We start from the raw sequence: 16,787 nt of genomic DNA on the forward strand, positions 1-16,787 counted from the left end.
GGAAAAGATTGTTGCAAGAGGTAGGGAGCACACAATGGCGCGCAGGCTGCGAGTTGTAGTTGCAGGCGGTGGCACCGCGGGGCATATTGAACCGGCGTTGGCAACTGCGGATGCGCTGAAGGAGCGCGGCGCTGAGGTGATTGCGTTGGGCACCACCAAGGGTTTGGAAACAACCCTGGTGCCAGCCCGCGGATACGAGCTTTCCTTGATTGATCCGGTGCCAGTTCCGCGCAAGCCGAACGTGGACTTGCTGAAGCTCCCGTGGCGGTTGCTGCGCAGCGTGCGCCAGGCGATGGCTGCACTCAAGGCGCACGAGGCAGACGTGCTCATCGGCTTCGGTGGCTACGTTTCCGCACCCGCATACCTGGCCGCGAAACTCACCCGCACTCCGTTCTTTGTGCACGAGGCCAACGCCCGCGCCGGAATGGCAAACAAGCTGGGCGTTGCCTTGGGTGGCAAAGGACTGCTGGCCACCCGCGCCGCGGGGTTCGGGCTCAAAGGTGAGGTGGTGGGGATTCCACTGCGGGCGTCGTTGAGCAATGCCGCGAGCCCGGAGGAACTCGCCGCGCAGAAGGTACGCGCCAGCCAATTGTGGGGGCTTGACCCCCAGCGGCCGACGATCCTGGTCACCGGTGGCTCGCAAGGCGCGGTGTCGATCAACAAGGCCGTCACCGAGGCAGCACCCGATCTGGTGAAGCAGGGCTTCCAAGTGCTGCACCAAGTGGGGAAGAAGAACCCGCTGCCGGAGCTTTCGTTGTCTGGTTATGTGCCGGTGCACTACGTAGAGGACATGGCCGCGGCCTATGCGATAACCGACCTGGTGATCTGCCGTTCGGGTGCGATGACTGTTGCGGAAAACAGCGCACGCGGCAAAGTGGCCATCTACGTTCCGCTGCCCATTGGGAATGGGGAGCAGGCACTGAACGCAGCCGAGGTAGTGGAGCGCGGCGGTGCCGTGTTAATCCAGGATGCGGAGCTCAGTGGACAACTCCTCAGCAGCACCGTTGCGGAAATCAGCGAACCAGGCCGTTTTGCCCAAATGCAGCACGCCGTCAGCTCGCTGCACAGCGGCAACGCCGCGCAGACCATCGCCGACCTTGTCTTTGAAACGGCTTTTCGTACAGAGGACCCAGAGGAGCAGTAACACCATGAACAGCTCAGCGACTGAACAGCAAGAGTTTGATTTTTCTCGGGTGCACCTGGTGGGCATCGGCGGCGCGGGTATGTCCGGTGTGGCTCGTATCCTGCTCGCCCGCAACTGTGTGGTGAGCGGTTCGGATGCCAAGGATTCCCGCGCCATTTTGGCGCTTCGCTCCGCCGGTGCCCATGTGGCGATCGGCCACAACGCGTCCAATCTGAGCATCGCCGGACAATTGCCCACCGTGGTGGTCACTTCCTTTGCTGCCATCCCCAAGGAGAATCCAGAGTTGGTGGCTGCGCGCGAGCGAGGCATCCCGGTTGTCCGCCGCTCGGACATCTTGGCGGAGCTCATGAAGTCCAGCAAGGAGGTGCTGATCGCCGGCACCCACGGCAAAACCTCCACCACCTCCATGGCGGTAGTAGCCATGCAGGCCGCTGGAATGGACCCGAGCTTTGCCATCGGCGGGCAACTCAACAAGGCCGGGATCAACGCGCACTGGGGAACGGGGGAGTGCTTTGTCGCTGAGGCCGATGAATCCGACGCCTCGCTGCTGCGCTACAGTCCTCAGATTGCCGTGGTGACCAACATCGAGCCGGATCACCTGGACTTCTTTGGTACCGCGGAGGCCTACCACCAGGTGTTTGAAGACTTTGCCCGCAGGCTCCCAAAGGACGGCCATCTGGTGGTCTGCCTCGACGATGCACATGCTGCAGCCCTGGGCGAAAAGCTCAAGACGGAGCTCAACGTGGTGGGGTACGGCACCCGAGCGGCCGCGCAGGCACACCCGGAGATTGCCCACACCGTGATTGATGGCGTGACCGTGGGTGCCACCGGCACGAGGGCCACCGTGCAGATAGGCGAGCAGCGGGTAGACGTAGATCTGCAGATCCCCGGCGAGCACATGATGCTCAATGCCGCCGCAGCGATTACCGCTGGCATGCTTGCCGGCGGCGAGCTCACGGAGTTGGCCCGCGGAGTGAGCGAGTTTGGTGGGGTGCGCCGCCGCTTTGAATTCATCGGTGCGGTTCCCGCTGGGGACTCTGCCGGGAAGTTTGCTGGGAAGTTTGGTGGGGTGGAAATTTACGACGACTACGCCCACCACCCAACCGAGGTAGCGGCCGTGCTCTCTGCTGCGCGCCAGCGGCAGGATGCGAAGGCAGCCGAACAGGGGACGTCGGGACGCGTGCTCGTGGCCTTCCAGCCGCACCTGTACTCCCGCACAATTGAGTTCGCCCAGGAGTTCGCGGACGCGCTGAGCCTTGCTGACCAGGCTGTGCTGCTGGAAATTTATGGCGCCCGTGAGCAGCCTGTGGAGGGAGTGGACTCTACCATCATCGCCTCCAAGATGAGCGCGCCTGTGGTGTATGAGCCAGACTTCTCCGCGGTGCCGGCGCGCCTGTACGAGCTCGCACAACCAGGGGATTTGATCCTCACCATGGGCGCCGGCAGCGTGACCATGCTCGCCCCGGAGATCCTTGGCGTGCTGCGCGAGGCTGAATCCGGGGCCGAATCCGAAACAGACACGGGGAAGTAGCGCACTATGACGAAGAAGCGCGCGCTCCTCCTTGCGCTGGTGCTGCTGGTGTTGGCGGGTATCGCTGCGGTGGTGGCGTGGTTCGTGCCGGTGCTTAAGGCAAGCAACGTCGAGGTGGTGGGGAACACCGTGACCACTGTGGATGAAGTTGCCGCTGCGGCGAACGTGCCGGCGGACGCTAACCTCCTGCGCGTTGACCTCCCTGCAACCGCTCGCCAGGTGGCGCAATTGCCGTGGGTGGCCTCGGCGAAAGCTTCCATGCACCTGCCGGATACCATTGAGATCGAAGTGACCGAACATCAGGCGGTACTGTTTGTGCGCAACGCCGACGGCGAGCATTTGGTGGATGAGCAGGGCCGCGTCTTTGTGATTGATACCCCTCCGCCTGGCACGGTGGAAGTCACCGGAACTGGCGCCGGCGCGGAAGACGAAGCCACGCTGAAAGCTGTGGTGGAGGTTGTGCAGGTGCTGGATCCTATGGTGCGTGAGCAGGTAGCGCAGGTCGCCGCCCCGAGCGCACTGGAGTTGGAGTTCAAGCTTCACGACGGGCGCAGCGTCTACTTTGGCTCAACGGACAACCTGCCGGACAAGGTTGCACTCATGCGCACGGCGCTGACTCGCCCAGAGGCATATCTGGATGTTTCGGGTGCTCCGATCATCGCGGTCCGCCCCTAGGGGTGGTGCGCATTTGTGCACGTCAAAACCCTAAAGTAAAGGTTGAGAGTACCGACACGCCACCAAATGAACCGGAAAATAATCCGCCTTTCCCGCACAATCAATAGCGAGCAACTTGGGCTGTTGATCAAGGATGTCGTTTCCTTGGAGCAACCGGTCTGGGAAGTGCAGTAACTGCTAAGACGAACAATGTGAAAGGTGAGTCATACATATGGCTACCCAGGACAATTACCTCGCGGTAATCAAGGTTGTCGGCGTTGGTGGCGGCGGCGTGAACGCTGTGAACCGCATGATCGAAGAGGGCCTGAAGGGTGTTGAGTTCATCGCGCTGAACACGGACTCCCAGGCGCTGATGTTCTCCGACGCCGATGTGAAGCTGGATATCGGACGCGAGGCAACCCGTGGCCTCGGCGCAGGTGCAAACCCTGAGGTTGGCCGCGCATCCGCGGAGGATCACAAGTCTGAGATCGAGGAGACCCTGCGCGGCGCAGACATGGTCTTCGTTGCTGCTGGCGAAGGCGGCGGCACCGGTACTGGCGCAGCGCCAGTGGTGGCTTCTATTGCCAAGAAGATGGGCGCACTCACCGTGGGTGTGGTGACCCGCCCATTCCACTTCGAGGGCCCTCGCCGTACCCGCCAGGCACTCGCCGGCATCGATGAGCTGCGCGAGGTCTGCGATACCCTGATCGTGATCCCGAATGACCGCCTGCTGCAGCTCGGCGACGCCACCATGTCCATGGTGGACGCATTCCGCGCCGCTGACCAGGTACTCCACAACGGTGTGAAGGGCATCACCGACCTCATCACCACCCCGGGCATCATCAACGTGGACTTTGCGGACGTGCGTTCCGTGATGGCTGACGCTGGTTCCGCCCTCATGGGCGTGGGTACCGCCCGTGGCGATCGCCGCGTGCTCCAGGCTGCCGAGCAGGCCATCAACTCTCCACTGCTGGAGTCCACCATGGCCGGCGCAAAGGGCGTGCTTCTTTCCGTTGCCGGTGGCTCTGACCTGGGCCTCCAGGAAGTGGACGAGGCCGGCACGATGGTGCAGCAGCTCGCGGATGACGATGTCAACTTGATCTTCGGCACCACCTTTGACGACAACCTGGGCGATGAAGTCCGCGTGACCGTGATCGCAACTGGCTTCGACCCACAGGGCAACACCGTCGCACAGGCACCAGCACAGGCTCAGGCACAGACTCAGGAGCGCCCGTCCCTGTTCGGTGAGCAGGCGCCACAGGAGCAAACTCCAACCCCAGCCCCAACGTCTGCCCCTTCGCAGCAGCCTGGTCCTCGCCACAGCTACGACGAGCACACCAATTCTGGCGGTAACGGCCTGTTTACCTCCTCCTCCCGGCCGTCCTACCCGCAGCACGAGGAGCGCCCAGCGCAGCCACGCCGCAACGATGGCGATGACCTGGATGTTCCAGACTTCCTCCGCTAACCCGGCAGTTCAACAGCAGCACTGCATTCAAAGAAAGCACCTTTCACGCCGATGACTGAAAAGGGAAACGACCGCCCCGTCCGCAAAGTGTTCACCACCAGAGCGGGCGGGGTGTCCCTTGCGCCCTACGATTCCTTCAATTTGGGTGATCATGTGGGCGACGAGCCCAGCGCCGTAGCGCAAAACAGGGCTCGGCTGGCTGAGGTGTTAGGGCTCGGAGTGGAGAACTTTGTGTGGATGGAGCAAGTCCATTCCAACAACGTCACCGTGGTGGATGGCCCTCAGGCCAATCCGGTGGAAGTTACCGACGCGCTCGTGACATCGGCCCGTGGCCTGGCCCTGACTGTGTTGGTGGCGGACTGCGTTCCCATTTTGCTGTCAGATACCACCACGCCCGGCAACAGCGTGATCGCCGCGGTGCACGCAGGGCGCCTTGGCGCCCGCAACGGGATTGTGGCAAAAACCATTGATGTGATGGTGGAGCAGGGGGCCACGCCTGCACACATTCACGCGCTCATTGGCCCTGCCGCGTCGGGGGCACATTATGAGGTCCCCAAGGAAATGGCGCAGGACGTGGAAAGCAAACTTCCGGGGAGTGCGACCACCACAAAGAAGGGGAGCGTCGGCTTGGATTTGCGTGCCGGCATTGTGCGCCAGCTTTTGGAAAAAGGCGTTCGAGCGATTGACGCCGACCCAAGGTGCACCATTGAAGATGACACTTTCTTTTCCTACCGCAGGCAGGGCACAACAGGGCGCCAAGCTGGGGTTATCTGGCTGCCGTGATGGCCGCCGCGAATTCCCAAACACCTGCCGCGAGTGCATCAGCGGCCGGCCGCGCAAAAGATTAATAATTATCCGCGAACACGCCGAGAAAATGCGCAAAACCCCAGTGTGCAGCATTTAAGTTAGACCACAGTAAAACCTGAAAAACTCGAAGCTTTGCATCAAATTGAAAGGACACGCTGTAGATGTCGATCATGAAGAAGACCAAGGAGTTCTTTGGCCTCACCCCATACGAGGCTGATCGCGAGGACGCCTACTACGACGACGAGCCAGCCTACGAAGGTAACCTCGCGTACGCCCCACGTTACGAGGATGAGCCAAGCTACTCCCACCGATACGCAGCGACTCCAGCCACCTCTGCGCCCTCCGCTTCCTCCGCTTCCCGTGGCGTGGCTTCTGGCCTTTCCACCGCGATCGTGCCCGTGGTCATCAACGGCTACTCCGACGCAGCGCTGATCGGCGAGCCTTTCCGTGACGGCGACGCCGTGGTGTTCAACATGGGCGACATCGAGCATGGCGACGCCCGCCGTATCGTGGACTTCGCCGCTGGCCTGTGCTTCGCCCTGCGCGGCACCATGCAGAAGCTGGATTCCAAGGTGTTCGCAATCGTGCCTGAGCGTGCCTCCATTTCCACCTTGGAGCTCGAACGCGCCGCAGGGCTGCGCTAAAAAGCTAAATAGCTCCCGCTGCGGAACCAAAACTTTCCCCCAAGCGTTGTGCGTTGTGGATGTGTCCCCTCAACGCCCGCTTGGGTTTTTTCTGCCCTGCTGGGCAAGACCCTGGGTAAGACTCAGCGGGGAAGTGAGGGATGCAAAGAAACATGAAAGGGAAGTAGTGCTCACGCTTTTTACAATTCTCGCGCTCATCGTGCGGGTGTATATGTTCATCCTGATCGCGCGCATTTTGATCGAGATGATTCAAGGGTTCTCCCGCAATTTTCAGGCCCCGCGTTGGTTTAACGTGATTGGTGAAATGATTTTCCAGGTCACTGATCCGCCGGTGAAGGCATTGCGCCGCATGATTCCGCCGCTGCGCCTCGGTGGTGTGGCCCTGGATGTATCAATCCTGGTGCTGTACTTTGGCCTGTACTTTGTGCTGATCTTGCTCGGGATTGCTGCGAATAGTTTTGTGTGAGATTTAGCGCCAAAATCCTAGATGAAACCGTATGGAATCCACAGTTGTTCACCTGCTGAAAGGTTAGGATAGGCGGGGAACACTTGGCGTTTCCCTTAGTGGTTACGTTACTGTGGACATGTTAAGAGCCCGAAAGCCAAAAATTATTGGCGGGTAAATGATTCTCGAAGGGAAAAGCTCATGCCGCTGACTCCAGCCGATGTGCATAACGTCGCGTTTAGCAAGCCGCCGATTGGCAAGCGCGGTTACAACGAGGACGAAGTAGACCAGTTCCTTGATCTCGTTGAGGACACCCTCGCTGAGATCCAAGAGGAAAACGAGGAACTGCGCGCGCAGGTTGAGGAGCTCAAGCAGGAGCTTGCCCAGGCCGGCAAGTCTGCGCCAGCCGTCACCCCAGTACCTGCATCCGCCAAGGCTGATTCCAAGGTTGATGAGGCAGCCATCCGCAAGGAGATCGAGGCCATGCTCAAGGCTGAGTTTGAGCAAAAGCTCGAGGCATCCAAGAAGCAGGCCGACGCCGCCAAGGCCGAAGCCGAGGCAGCAAAGCAGGCGGAGGCTAAGGCCAAGGCAGAGGCAGACGCCGCAAAGCGCGAGGCTCAGGCGGCCAAGGCAAAGGCAGATGCAGCACCTGCTCAGGCCCAGGCTGTTTCCGCCGCTGCAGTGCCAGCAGCCGCCAAGGGTGGCGAGGCCACTGCTGATACCCACATGCAGGCAGCCAAGGTGCTGAGCCTTGCTCAGGAGATGGCAGACCGCCTGACCTCCGAGGCTTCCTCCGAGTCCCAGTCCATGCTCGCAGAGGCCCGCGAGGCAGCAGAGCGCCAGATCTCCGAGGCCGACGCACGCTCCAAGGCAACCCTGGAAGACGCACAGCGCCGCGCCCAGGAGCAGCTCACCGAGGCAGAGACCCGCTCCCAGCAGCTCGTTGCAGACGCTGAGAAGCGCGCCGAGGAAACCACTACCTCCGCAAACCAGCAGGCTGCTGAGCAGATCCGCCAGGCTGAGGACAAGGCAAATGCCCTGCAGGCAGACGCAGAGCAGAAGCACACCCAGATCATGGCAACGGTGAAGGAGCAGCAGGAGGCGCTGGAGAAGCGCATCGCCGAGCTGCGCACCTTCGAGCGCGAGTACCGCACACGCCTCAAGACCCTGCTGCAGTCCCAGCTTGATGAGTTGGAGTCCCGCGGCACCTCCGCCCCAGAGGGTAACAACTAAGCTCGTTGAGAGCACCAAAAGGACCGCCTTGCGCAGCATTTGCCAAGGCGGTAACCTTTTGCTCATTATGGCGTTGATCCGGCTATCACCGGGGAGCCTCCGGAAGAACGGCGTCCGCCTAGTAGAACCGGACGGGTAAGACCGTCATCTCCTTCACGAATGAAGCGGAATGCTGTAGTAAAGCAGCGTTCAAGCAGGGTGGTACCGCGCAGTTTGCGTCCCTGCACTAGCAGCTACATGTATGTGAAGGAGTTTTTTCATGGCTGAAGTAGGCGGCGTGTACCCTCGCGTGGACCTCACCGGCGGTTCCAACCGTTTCCCGGACATGGAGCAGGAAGTGCTCAAGTTCTGGAAGCAGGACAACACGTTCCAAGCCTCCCTGGATAACCGGGAGGGGGCAGATGAGTACGTGTTCTATGACGGCCCACCGTTTGCGAACGGTTTGCCGCACTACGGGCACCTTCTGACCGGCTATGTGAAAGACATCATCCCGCGCTACCGCACGATGGCCGGCTATCACGTACCTCGCGTCTTTGGCTGGGACACTCACGGCCTTCCCGCGGAGCTTGAGGCGGAAAAGCAGCTCGGGATTAAGGACAAGGGCGAGATCGAGGCAATGGGTCTGGCCAAGTTCAATGAGTATTGCGCCACCTCCGTGCTGCGCTACACCAAGGAGTGGGAAGAGTATGTGACTCGCCAGGCCCGCTGGGTGGACTTTGAAAACGGCTACAAGACCATGGACCCCGGCTATATGGAGTCCGTAATCTGGGCCTTCAAGCAGCTCTACGATAAGGGCCTGATCTACCAGGGCTTCCGTGTGCTGCCGTACTCCTGGGCTGAGCACACCCCGCTGTCCAACCAGGAAACCCGCCTGGATGATTCCTACAAAATGCGCCAGGACCCAACCCTGACAGTGACCTTCCCAATCACCGGCGTGGCCGAGGGATTCAGCGCGGATGCATCACTGGTGGGGGCAAAGGCCCTTGCCTGGACCACCACCCCGTGGACGCTGCCCTCCAACCTGGCGCTGGCAGTGAACCCCGAGGTCACCTACGCGGTGGTCCAAGCCGGTGAAGGCGCCACCGCTGCGGTAGCGGGGGATCGCGTGATCCTGGCTGAGGCGCTACTGGGTGCTTATGCTGCAGAACTCGGTGAGTACGAGGTACTGCGCACTCTGCCCGGCCGCGAGCTTGAGGGCCTTACCTACGAGCCGATCTTCCCGTACTTCAAGGACCATGAAAACGCCTTCAAGATCCTGCTCGCGGAGTACGTGACCACCGAGGACGGCACCGGTGTGGTCCACCAGGCGCCGGCGTTTGGTGAAGATGATATGAACACCTGCAATGCCTACGGTATTGCTACGGTGGTGCCAGTGGACATGGATGGCAAGTTCACCTCCCTCGTTCCCGAATACGCCGGCCAATTGGTGTTTGATGCGAACAAGGACATCATCCGTGACCTCAAGGCAGCAGGCCGCGTGGTGCGCCACCAGACCATTGAGCACTCTTACCCGCACTCCTGGCGTTCCGGCGAGCCGCTGATTTACATGGCGTTGCCCTCTTGGTTCGTCTCCGTTTCCAAGTTCCGCGATCGTATGGTGGAGCTCAACCAAGAAATTGAGTGGATGCCGGAGCACGTCCGCGATGGGCAGTTTGGCAAGTGGCTGGAAAACGCCCGTGACTGGAACATCTCCCGCTCCCGCTACTGGGGCAGCCCAATCCCAGTGTGGATGAGCGATGATGAAAATTACCCACGCGTGGACGTGTACGGTTCTCTGGAGGAACTGGAGCGCGACTTCGGCCGGAAGCCAAAGAGCCTGCACCGCCCGGACATCGATGAGTTGACTCGCCCGAACCCTGACGATCCCACGGGCAAGTCCACCATGCGCCGCGTCCCGGACGTGCTGGACGTGTGGTTCGATTCCGGCTCCATGCCTTTTGCCCAGTTCCACTACCCGTTTGAGAACAAAGAGTTCTTTGAGAACCACACTCCGGCGGACTTCATCGTGGAGTACATCGGTCAAACTCGAGGCTGGTTCTACCTGTTGCATGTGCTTTCCGTTGGCCTGTTTGACCGGCCCGCGTTCAAGAAGGTGGTGGCGCACGGTATCGTGCTCGGCGATGACGGCCTGAAGATGAGTAAGTCCAAGGGCAATTACCCCAACGTCAATGAGGTGTTTGACCGCGACGGTTCAGACGCGATGCGTTGGTTCCTCATGTCCAGCCCGATTCTGCGTGGCGGAAACCTCATCGTGACTGAGCAGGGTATCCGCGAAGGCGTGCGCCAGGCACTGTTGCCAATGTGGAATGCGTACAGCTTCCTGCAGCTCTACACCTCTCAGCCAGCTCAGTGGTCCACGGAATCCAAGGACGTGTTGGACCGCTACATCTTGGCCAAGCTCCATGATCTCGTGGCCAACGTGAATATAGCTTTGGATAATACGGATATCGCCGCTGCGTGTGATGAGGTGCGCTGGTTCTGTGACGCCTTGACCAACTGGTACGTGCGCCGCTCCCGCGAGCGCTTCTGGGCCGGGGATGATGCCCACCCAGAGGCCTTCAACACCCTCTACACCGTGCTGGAAACCCTCACCCGCGTGGCCGCGCCGCTGCTGCCCATGGCAACCGAGGTGATTTGGCGTGGCCTCACCGGGGAGCGTTCCGTGCACCTTACGGACTTCCCCAAGGCGGAGGACTTCCCGGCTGACCCGGAGCTGGTGCGCACCATGGATGAGATCCGCGGCGTCTGTTCCGCTACCAACTCGATCCGCAAGGCGCACAAGCTGCGCAACCGCCTGCCGCTGCCAGGCCTCACGGTGGCCCTGCCGGAGTCTGAGCGCTTGGCGGATTTCGCGGCGATCATCAAGGACGAGGTGAACGTGAAAGACATCACCTTGACCTCTGATGTGGATTCTGTGGGCCGCTTCGATGTAGTGGTGAACGCAAAGGTTGCTGGCCCTCGCCTGGGTAAGGACGTGCAGCAGGCTATCAAGGCAGTGAAGGCCGGCAACTACGAGCGCGTGGGTGAAAGCGTGGTGGCGGACGGCATTGAGCTGCTGCCAGGTGAATTCACCGAGCGTCTGGTGGCTGCGGAGCCAGAGACCACCGCGCAGATCGACGGCGTGGACGGCCTGGTGGTGCTGGACATCACCGTTACCGAGCCGCTGGAGGCCGAGGGTTGGGCGGCAGACGTGGTCCGTGGACTGCAGGACGCCCGCAAGGCCAGCGACTTCGAGGTTTCGGACCGCATCACGGTGCGTCTGGTGGTCCCCGAGGACAAGCTGGAGTGGGCGCAGCGCCACCAGGACTTCATTGCCGGTGAGGTGCTCGCAACTTCCTTCGAAGTTGTTCCTGCGGATCAGGCTGCAGAGCAGGGCGCGCACAAGGTGGTGGAAGGCGTGACCGCGGACGTGCACAAGGCCTAACCCTCCCACCAGGTGGGCGTGAATAAAATTCCCGCACAATGCCAGAAAATTAGACTAAGCTGTCTAGTCTTGGTTGCATGAATGATATTCACGCCCAAGAAGTCGCGGGATACCGCAAGGATCTGCGCAACCGCCACATTCAGATGATCGCGCTCGGCGGCGCGCTGGGCACCGGGTTGTTCCTTGGCGCCGGCGGCCGCCTCAACGCGGGCGGGCCGGGCCTCGCCATCGTCTACGCGGTATGTGGTGTCATCGGCTACCTCATGCTGCGCTCCCTGGGGGAGATGGTGGTGCACCGCCCAACTTCTGGAAGTTTCACCTCCTACAGCAGAGAGTTCCTGGGGGAGAAGGCCGCATTTTTTGCCGGTTGGATCTACTTCTTGGCCTGGGTGACGGTGGGAATCGCCGAACTCACCGCAATTGCGGTCTACCTGAACTTCTGGCCGATCTTCCAAGAGGTGCCGCAGTGGGCGTTGGTGGGAGCGGCATTGCTGGTGGTTCTCGCGGTAAACCTGCTCGGGGTACGCCTGTTCGGTGAGGCGGAGTTCTGGTTTTCCTTCATCAAGGTGGGCGCGCTCGTGGTCTTTATGATCGTGGGTATCGTGGTCATCCTCAGCGGCCACGAGGTTGCTGGCCACACCCCAGGCTGGTCCACGCTCGCGGAGGGCGGCGGCTGGTTCCCCAACGGCGTGCTGCCGCTGATCGTGATGACCCAGGGCGTGGTGTTTGCCTACGCGGGCATTGACATGATTGGTGTGGCCGCCGGGGAAACTGAAAACCCGGAAAAGGAGATCCCGAAAGCTATCAACACTACTGTGTGGCGCATCGTGGTGTTTTACGTGGGATCAGTGTTCCTTCTGGCAATGCTGTTGCCGGCCAACGCCTATTCCGGTGCGGAAAGCCCATTTGTCACTTTCATGAACGCCCTCGGCGTGCCCGGTGCGGCGGACATCATGAACTTGGTGGTGCTCACTGCGGCGCTGTCCAGCGTGAACGCCGGACTCTATGCCACCGCTCGCATCCTCAAGCCGCTTGCGCTCACGGGCAGTGCGCCAAAGTTCCTGGCCAACATGAGCGAGCATGGAGTGCCCATGGGCGGCGTGTGGCTCACCACGGCGTGCTTCGTCTCCGGCGTGGTGCTCAATTACCTGGTGCCGGAGGAGGCCTTCGAGATTGTGCTTTCCCTCGGCGCAATCGCCATCTTGGCAATGTGGGCCATGATCTGCCTCTCCCACTTGGGTTACCTGCGCGCAGCGAAGCAGGGGACGGTGACGCGCCATAACTACCGTGCCCCCGGTGGGGCGCTCGGCGACGTCGTTGTGCTCGCGTTTTTGCTTGGCGTCCTCATTTTGATGGCCTTTGATTACCCCAGCGGCACTTATACCACCATTGCCGCCGCGGTGCTGCTGCCGCCGCTGTTTGTGGGTGGTTGGTACCTGGCGAAGGCGAACCGCTAAGCTTCTTGCCATGCAGCGGTGGGTTTTGCACATTGACATGGACGCATTTTTTGCCTCCTGTGAGCAGCTCACCCGCCCCACGTTGCGGGGGCGCCCGGTGTTGGTGGCCGGTGTCAGTGGCAGGGGAGTGGTGGCCGGTGCGTCCTACGAGGCCAGGGCGTTGGGCGCGCGTTCGGCGATGCCCACTTGGCAGGCTCGCAAACTCATTGGCTTTCGCGGTGTTGTGGTGGCACCACGCTTTGCCGTCTACAAGGCGGCATCTGCGAGGGTGTTTGAGATTCTCCGCCGTGAGGCCGCGGTGGTGGAACAAGTCTCCATCGACGAAGCCTTTTTGGAGCCCGCCGAACTTGTCGGGGCCAGTGCAGAGGAGGTCCGCGTCTTTGCGAACACCCTCCGCGCGACGATCCGAAAGGAAACGGGGCTGCCGAGTTCCGTCGGTGCAGGCGCGGGTAAACAGGTAGCAAAAATCTCCTCCGACGAGGCCAAACCCGACGGCGTATTCATTGTTGAAGCGGCGCGGCACGAGGAGATCATCCACCCCATGGCTGTAGGCAAACTCTGGGGAGTGGGCCCAGTAACCAGGCAAAAGTTGGCGCTGGCTGGTGTGGATACTATCGGGCAGCTCGCGGGGATGACGGAAAAAGAGGCCATTGCCACCCTTGGTGCCGCCGCTGGCAGGGGGCTGTGGCTGATGGCACGCGGTGTGGACGAGCGCGAAGTTGCCCCACGCGCGGAGGCCAAGCAGATCTCCGCCGAACATACCTACGACACCGACCTGCGCACCAAGGAGGCAGTAGACGAGGCCCTTCACCGTGCCGCAGCGCAAGCACACAGGAGATTGCTTGCCGACGGACGCGTGGCCCGCACGGTCACAGTCAAACTGCGGATGGCAGACTTCCACATCGAATCGCGTTCATTGACCCTGCCCTATGCCACCAGCGAGCTCAAAACTTTGGAAGCTACCGCGCTGAAACTGGTGCGCTACCCCAACGAGGTGGGAGCAATCCGCCTGGTAGGGGTGAGTTTCTCCGGACTCAGTGAAGTGAGCCAAGACGTGCTCTTCCCGGAGTTGGACCTCCCCACGCAAGGAGATCCCGAACCGCAATCCGCGCCAACCCAATCCCAACCCCAATCCCAACCTGATTCCGAATCCGAACCGTGGCGCGCAACCCAGGACGTGTCCCACCCCGAGTACGGCCACGGCTGGATCCAAGGCATCGGCCACGGCAAGCTCACCGTGCGCTTTGAAACGCGCACCACGGCATTAGGGCAGGGGAAGACCAAGACCTTTGATGTCACCGATTCCGAGCTCCAGCCCGCCGACCCCTTGGACAGCCTGGACTGGAAGGACCTCAGAACAGAGTGACCGGGTGCACGTTTGCGGCGATCGCGATGGCGAGCAGCACCCTCGCTTGGCCCGCGCGGAAGTAGGTCGAGCCGATAGCCCCGTTGCGCGCGAGCGTTGCACCGCCGCCTGCACCACCGTAGACGCTGGCAACGTCGCCACGCGGCACCCGGGTGGAAATCACCACCGGAATACCCTGCTTGAGGGCCTCATCCACGGCCTGGGCGAGTTCGGTGCCAACGTTGCCGGAGCCCATTGCCTCCACCACGATGCCCTGGGCGCCGGAGGCAATGGCGGCGTCGAAGAGCGTGCGCGGGGCGCCAGGATAGGCGGAGATAATCTCTACCTTCGTTCCGGCGAGCGGCACGGGAATCACGGGCTCAGCGCGCTGTGGTTCCTCCGGGCCGTTGGTGGCAAAGGCCAGCTCATCGGAGGTGTGCCACTTCACGCAGCCGCGCGCCGGGATGACGGCGTGCCCGAAGACCACCAGGACGCCGATGTCGCGGGCGGAGTTGTCGGCGGCGATCACCACTGCCTCAAAGATGTTGCCGGGGCCGTCGGCTTCAGGGTGGTCGGCAGGCTTTTGCGCGCCGGTGAGTACGATCGGCCTGGGGTCGTTGTGGAAGGTGTCCAGCGCGATGGCGGTTTCTTCCAGGGAATCGGTGCCGTGGGTAATCACCACACCCACCACGTCCTCATCCTCGAGAGCGCTGTGTGCCGCGGCGATGATTTCGTCAACGTCCGCGAAGGTCATGGAGGAGGAGTCCAGCCGGTGGAGCTCGCGGACTTCGATGTTGAGGTTGTCATTAAAGCGTGCTGCTACTGGGGCGATGAGCTCCTCACCGGAGACGGTGGGAACGAGTGCGCCTTGGGGGTCTGTGGTGCAAGAAATAGTGCCGCCGGTGGTCAAAACCACAACTTTGGGTGAACTCATGGTGTATAGAGTGCCACAACATTTGGTAGCATCCCATAAGTCACACCCGCGCAACGAGGAGATTTTGTGAAGCTTACAAAGTACGCTGCTGCCGCCACTGCTGTAGCCGCAGCACTGACTTTGGCCGCTTGCTCCGGCGAGGATGCGAGCTCCTCCGCGAGCAGCACCGCCGCAGCAACCACCACTGCCGTCCAGGAGCAGGCTCCGCTGCCTACCGCAGAGGAACTTAATGGCATCTTGGCGTTGGCCATGGACCCCAACGTGCCCATTGAGGAGCGCGTGCAGACCGTGGAAGGCGGCGAGACAGCCCCCGAGCTCTTTGACGTCCTCGCAGCAAACCAGGTAGCCTCCGGCGCCAGCCTGCACGTGGTGGAGCCAATCCTGCAGTACACCCCAGATTCGGTGCTCGCTACCGTGGTGGTGCAGTACCCAGAGGAGGCTCAGCCGCAAAAGGGCGAAGACGTTGAGTTCGTGTTCCAGGATGGCCGCTGGAAGCTCTCTCGCACCTGGGCCTGCATGATCGTGGGCTTCGTGGTACCCCCTGAGCAGGTCCCACCGGTATGCCAAACCGACGAGTTCGGCGCCCCAGTAGAGGCCCCCGCACCAGAGGCTCCAGTCGAAGCCCCAGTTGAGGCTCCGGTAGAGGCTCCCGCACCAGAGGCTCCGGTCGAAGAAGCCCCAGCACAGTAAGCCCAGTAAGCCCAGTAAGCTTAATTATTGAAGCGCACCGCGGTGGTCTGATCCTGGACCACGCGGGCTTCGCTTTCTTCTTGGCCGTACACAATGCGGGTGGTGTACGCCATTTGCCCAGCGATCGGCAGGGGGTGGCCGAGGTCCACCGTGATTTCCGAGGCGCTGGTGGTCTCTGAGCTCATCACGTTCAAGGTGGTGCCGTCGGCAGCTTCGAGGGCGCCGAGGGAGGGCCGCTGCGCAACGTCTACCTGCAGCTTCACGACGTCACCCTCAATGCTGCTGATCGTGTAGGTATTGGTTTGTAGCATGGAGTATTCGCCGGACACGCGGTTTTCCACGGTCCAGATGGCACCCACACCCACGGGTTCTTCGGGGAAGACCACCTGGGTGGAGATGAGGCGCAGGAGGTGCTGTTCCGCGATGGCCCTGCCGGTGTCGGTGGCCGCGGCGGGCGCTTGGAGGCTGAGTTCTGAGATTTGGCCGCGGGAGGTGGCAAACCAGGTCATGCCGAAGCCCTCGGCGCTGCGGACCTCGCTGGCTTGCTCGAGGTTGTCGTACTCCACCTGCGCAAAGCTAAGTTGTACTGTGCGCTCGGGTGCGTCATCTTCGCCACCTTCGCCATCTTCGCCGCCGCCTGCTGCCTGCGTTGCAGTTGCTTGTGTGCTGAGCGTTACCAGTTCGGAGCTGGTGAGGTCAGGCGCGGCTGGGATGGGCTCCACGGCCGCTGCTTGCCAGGTGTTCTGGCTGAACCCTTCGCTCAGCGCCAGCGTGACCTGTTGTTCGCCAGTGTTCGCGTAGCGTAGCTCCCGCAATTTCCCCGCATCAGTGCCTGCGGTGATGAGTGTGACCTTGGGGACGTCGGCTTGCACTGCCACTCCCGCTTCAACACCAGCATCAGCACCAGCCTGTCCCGTCTCCGTGCTGCTACAGGCGCTCAATCCGATGCTGATGCAGAGGCCGAAGCCCAACGTTGCGGTGAGCATACCGAGACGGCGCTGGGGGCGCTGGGGT

The 16,787-nt window shown here is 61.6% G+C and carries 14 protein-coding genes; 12 read left to right on the forward strand and 2 right to left on the reverse strand.

From position 1 onward, the window contains the following. Window positions 1-34: 34 nt before the first annotated feature. The 11 genes from murG to NQ050_RS04275 all read left to right on the forward strand — a co-directional run bounded on the left by murG (window position 35) and on the right by NQ050_RS04275 (window position 14,170). A complete protein-coding gene (gene murG / locus NQ050_RS04225; protein ID WP_257038036.1) occupies window positions 35-1,144 on the forward strand; it encodes an undecaprenyldiphospho-muramoylpentapeptide beta-N-acetylglucosaminyltransferase in 1,110 nt (369 codons plus the stop codon). A gap of 4 nt (window positions 1,145-1,148) precedes the next feature. Beyond that, window positions 1,149-2,675, forward strand: coding sequence for a UDP-N-acetylmuramate--L-alanine ligase (gene murC / locus NQ050_RS04230; RefSeq protein ID WP_257038037.1), 1,527 nt, complete (start codon window positions 1,149-1,151; stop codon window positions 2,673-2,675). 6 nt (window positions 2,676-2,681) lie between these two features. After that, window positions 2,682-3,350 (forward strand): cell division protein FtsQ/DivIB, encoded by a 669-nt coding sequence (locus NQ050_RS04235; protein ID WP_257038038.1) that lies wholly within the window; start codon window positions 2,682-2,684, stop codon window positions 3,348-3,350. Window positions 3,351-3,561: 211 nt separating this feature from the next. Continuing rightward, window positions 3,562-4,794, forward strand: a complete 1,233-nt coding sequence (ftsZ, locus tag NQ050_RS04240) for a cell division protein FtsZ (RefSeq protein WP_257038039.1) — start codon at window positions 3,562-3,564, stop codon at window positions 4,792-4,794. Window positions 4,795-4,845: 51 nt separating this feature from the next. Further along, on the forward strand, window positions 4,846-5,577 hold the full coding sequence (gene pgeF / locus NQ050_RS04245) for a peptidoglycan editing factor PgeF (RefSeq protein WP_257038040.1): 732 nt from the start codon (window positions 4,846-4,848) through the stop codon (window positions 5,575-5,577). Window positions 5,578-5,762: 185 nt separating this feature from the next. After that, on the forward strand, window positions 5,763-6,245 hold the full coding sequence (locus NQ050_RS04250) for a cell division protein SepF (protein WP_257038041.1): 483 nt from the start codon (window positions 5,763-5,765) through the stop codon (window positions 6,243-6,245). 166 nt (window positions 6,246-6,411) lie between these two features. After that, window positions 6,412-6,711, forward strand: coding sequence for a YggT family protein (locus NQ050_RS04255; protein ID WP_257038042.1), 300 nt, complete (start codon window positions 6,412-6,414; stop codon window positions 6,709-6,711). Between the two features lie 180 nt (window positions 6,712-6,891). Continuing rightward, window positions 6,892-7,923, forward strand: coding sequence for a DivIVA domain-containing protein (locus NQ050_RS04260; RefSeq protein ID WP_257038043.1), 1,032 nt, complete (start codon window positions 6,892-6,894; stop codon window positions 7,921-7,923). 259 nt (window positions 7,924-8,182) lie between these two features. Beyond that, window positions 8,183-11,347, forward strand: coding sequence for an isoleucine--tRNA ligase (gene ileS / locus NQ050_RS04265; protein WP_257038044.1), 3,165 nt, complete (start codon window positions 8,183-8,185; stop codon window positions 11,345-11,347). A 77-nt stretch (window positions 11,348-11,424) separates the two neighbouring features. After that, window positions 11,425-12,804 carry an amino acid permease gene (locus NQ050_RS04270; protein WP_257038045.1) on the forward strand — a complete coding sequence of 460 codons (1,380 nt, stop codon included), beginning with the start codon at window positions 11,425-11,427 and terminating at the stop codon, window positions 12,802-12,804. A 10-nt stretch (window positions 12,805-12,814) separates the two neighbouring features. Further along, complete coding sequence (locus NQ050_RS04275) at window positions 12,815-14,170, forward strand: DNA polymerase IV (protein WP_257038046.1); 1,356 nt, start codon at window positions 12,815-12,817, stop codon at window positions 14,168-14,170. Here NQ050_RS04275 and NQ050_RS04280 read toward each other — a convergent pair. After that, window positions 14,157-15,083, reverse strand: a complete 927-nt coding sequence (locus NQ050_RS04280) for an asparaginase (RefSeq protein WP_257038047.1) — start codon at window positions 15,081-15,083, stop codon at window positions 14,157-14,159. The two genes, NQ050_RS04275 and NQ050_RS04280, sit on opposite strands and share 14 nt — an antisense overlap. A 66-nt stretch (window positions 15,084-15,149) precedes the next feature. Between NQ050_RS04280 and NQ050_RS04285 the strand changes: the two genes are divergently transcribed. Then, complete coding sequence (locus NQ050_RS04285) at window positions 15,150-15,773, forward strand: hypothetical protein (protein ID WP_257038048.1); 624 nt, start codon at window positions 15,150-15,152, stop codon at window positions 15,771-15,773. 20 nt (window positions 15,774-15,793) lie between these two features. On the opposite strand, the gene NQ050_RS04290 is transcribed toward NQ050_RS04285, so the two are convergent. Beyond that, window positions 15,794-16,787, reverse strand: a 994-nt coding sequence (locus NQ050_RS04290; RefSeq protein ID WP_257038049.1) for a DUF6263 family protein, incomplete at its 5' end; no start/stop codon positions are given.

The sequence above is a fragment of the Corynebacterium sp. 122RC1 genome (assembly GCF_024580955.1).
In the GTDB taxonomy this organism is placed as follows: Bacteria; Actinomycetota; Actinomycetes; order Mycobacteriales; family Mycobacteriaceae; genus Corynebacterium; species Corynebacterium kozikiae.

Coding starts and splice junctions, on each gene's coding strand:
- murG (WP_257038036.1), top strand. CDS start 35: ATGGCGCGCAGGCTGCGAGTTGTAGTTGCAGGCGGTGGCACCGCGGGG.
- murC (WP_257038037.1), top strand. CDS start 1,149: ATGAACAGCTCAGCGACTGAACAGCAAGAGTTTGATTTTTCTCGGGTG.
- NQ050_RS04235 (WP_257038038.1), top strand. CDS start 2,682: ATGACGAAGAAGCGCGCGCTCCTCCTTGCGCTGGTGCTGCTGGTGTTG.
- ftsZ (WP_257038039.1), top strand. CDS start 3,562: ATGGCTACCCAGGACAATTACCTCGCGGTAATCAAGGTTGTCGGCGTT.
- pgeF (WP_257038040.1), top strand. CDS start 4,846: ATGACTGAAAAGGGAAACGACCGCCCCGTCCGCAAAGTGTTCACCACC.
- NQ050_RS04250 (WP_257038041.1), top strand. CDS start 5,763: ATGTCGATCATGAAGAAGACCAAGGAGTTCTTTGGCCTCACCCCATAC.
- NQ050_RS04260 (WP_257038043.1), top strand. CDS start 6,892: ATGCCGCTGACTCCAGCCGATGTGCATAACGTCGCGTTTAGCAAGCCG.
- ileS (WP_257038044.1), top strand. CDS start 8,183: ATGGCTGAAGTAGGCGGCGTGTACCCTCGCGTGGACCTCACCGGCGGT.
- NQ050_RS04270 (WP_257038045.1), top strand. CDS start 11,425: ATGAATGATATTCACGCCCAAGAAGTCGCGGGATACCGCAAGGATCTG.
- NQ050_RS04275 (WP_257038046.1), top strand. CDS start 12,815: ATGCAGCGGTGGGTTTTGCACATTGACATGGACGCATTTTTTGCCTCC.
- NQ050_RS04280 (WP_257038047.1), bottom strand. CDS start 15,083: ATGAGTTCACCCAAAGTTGTGGTTTTGACCACCGGCGGCACTATTTCT.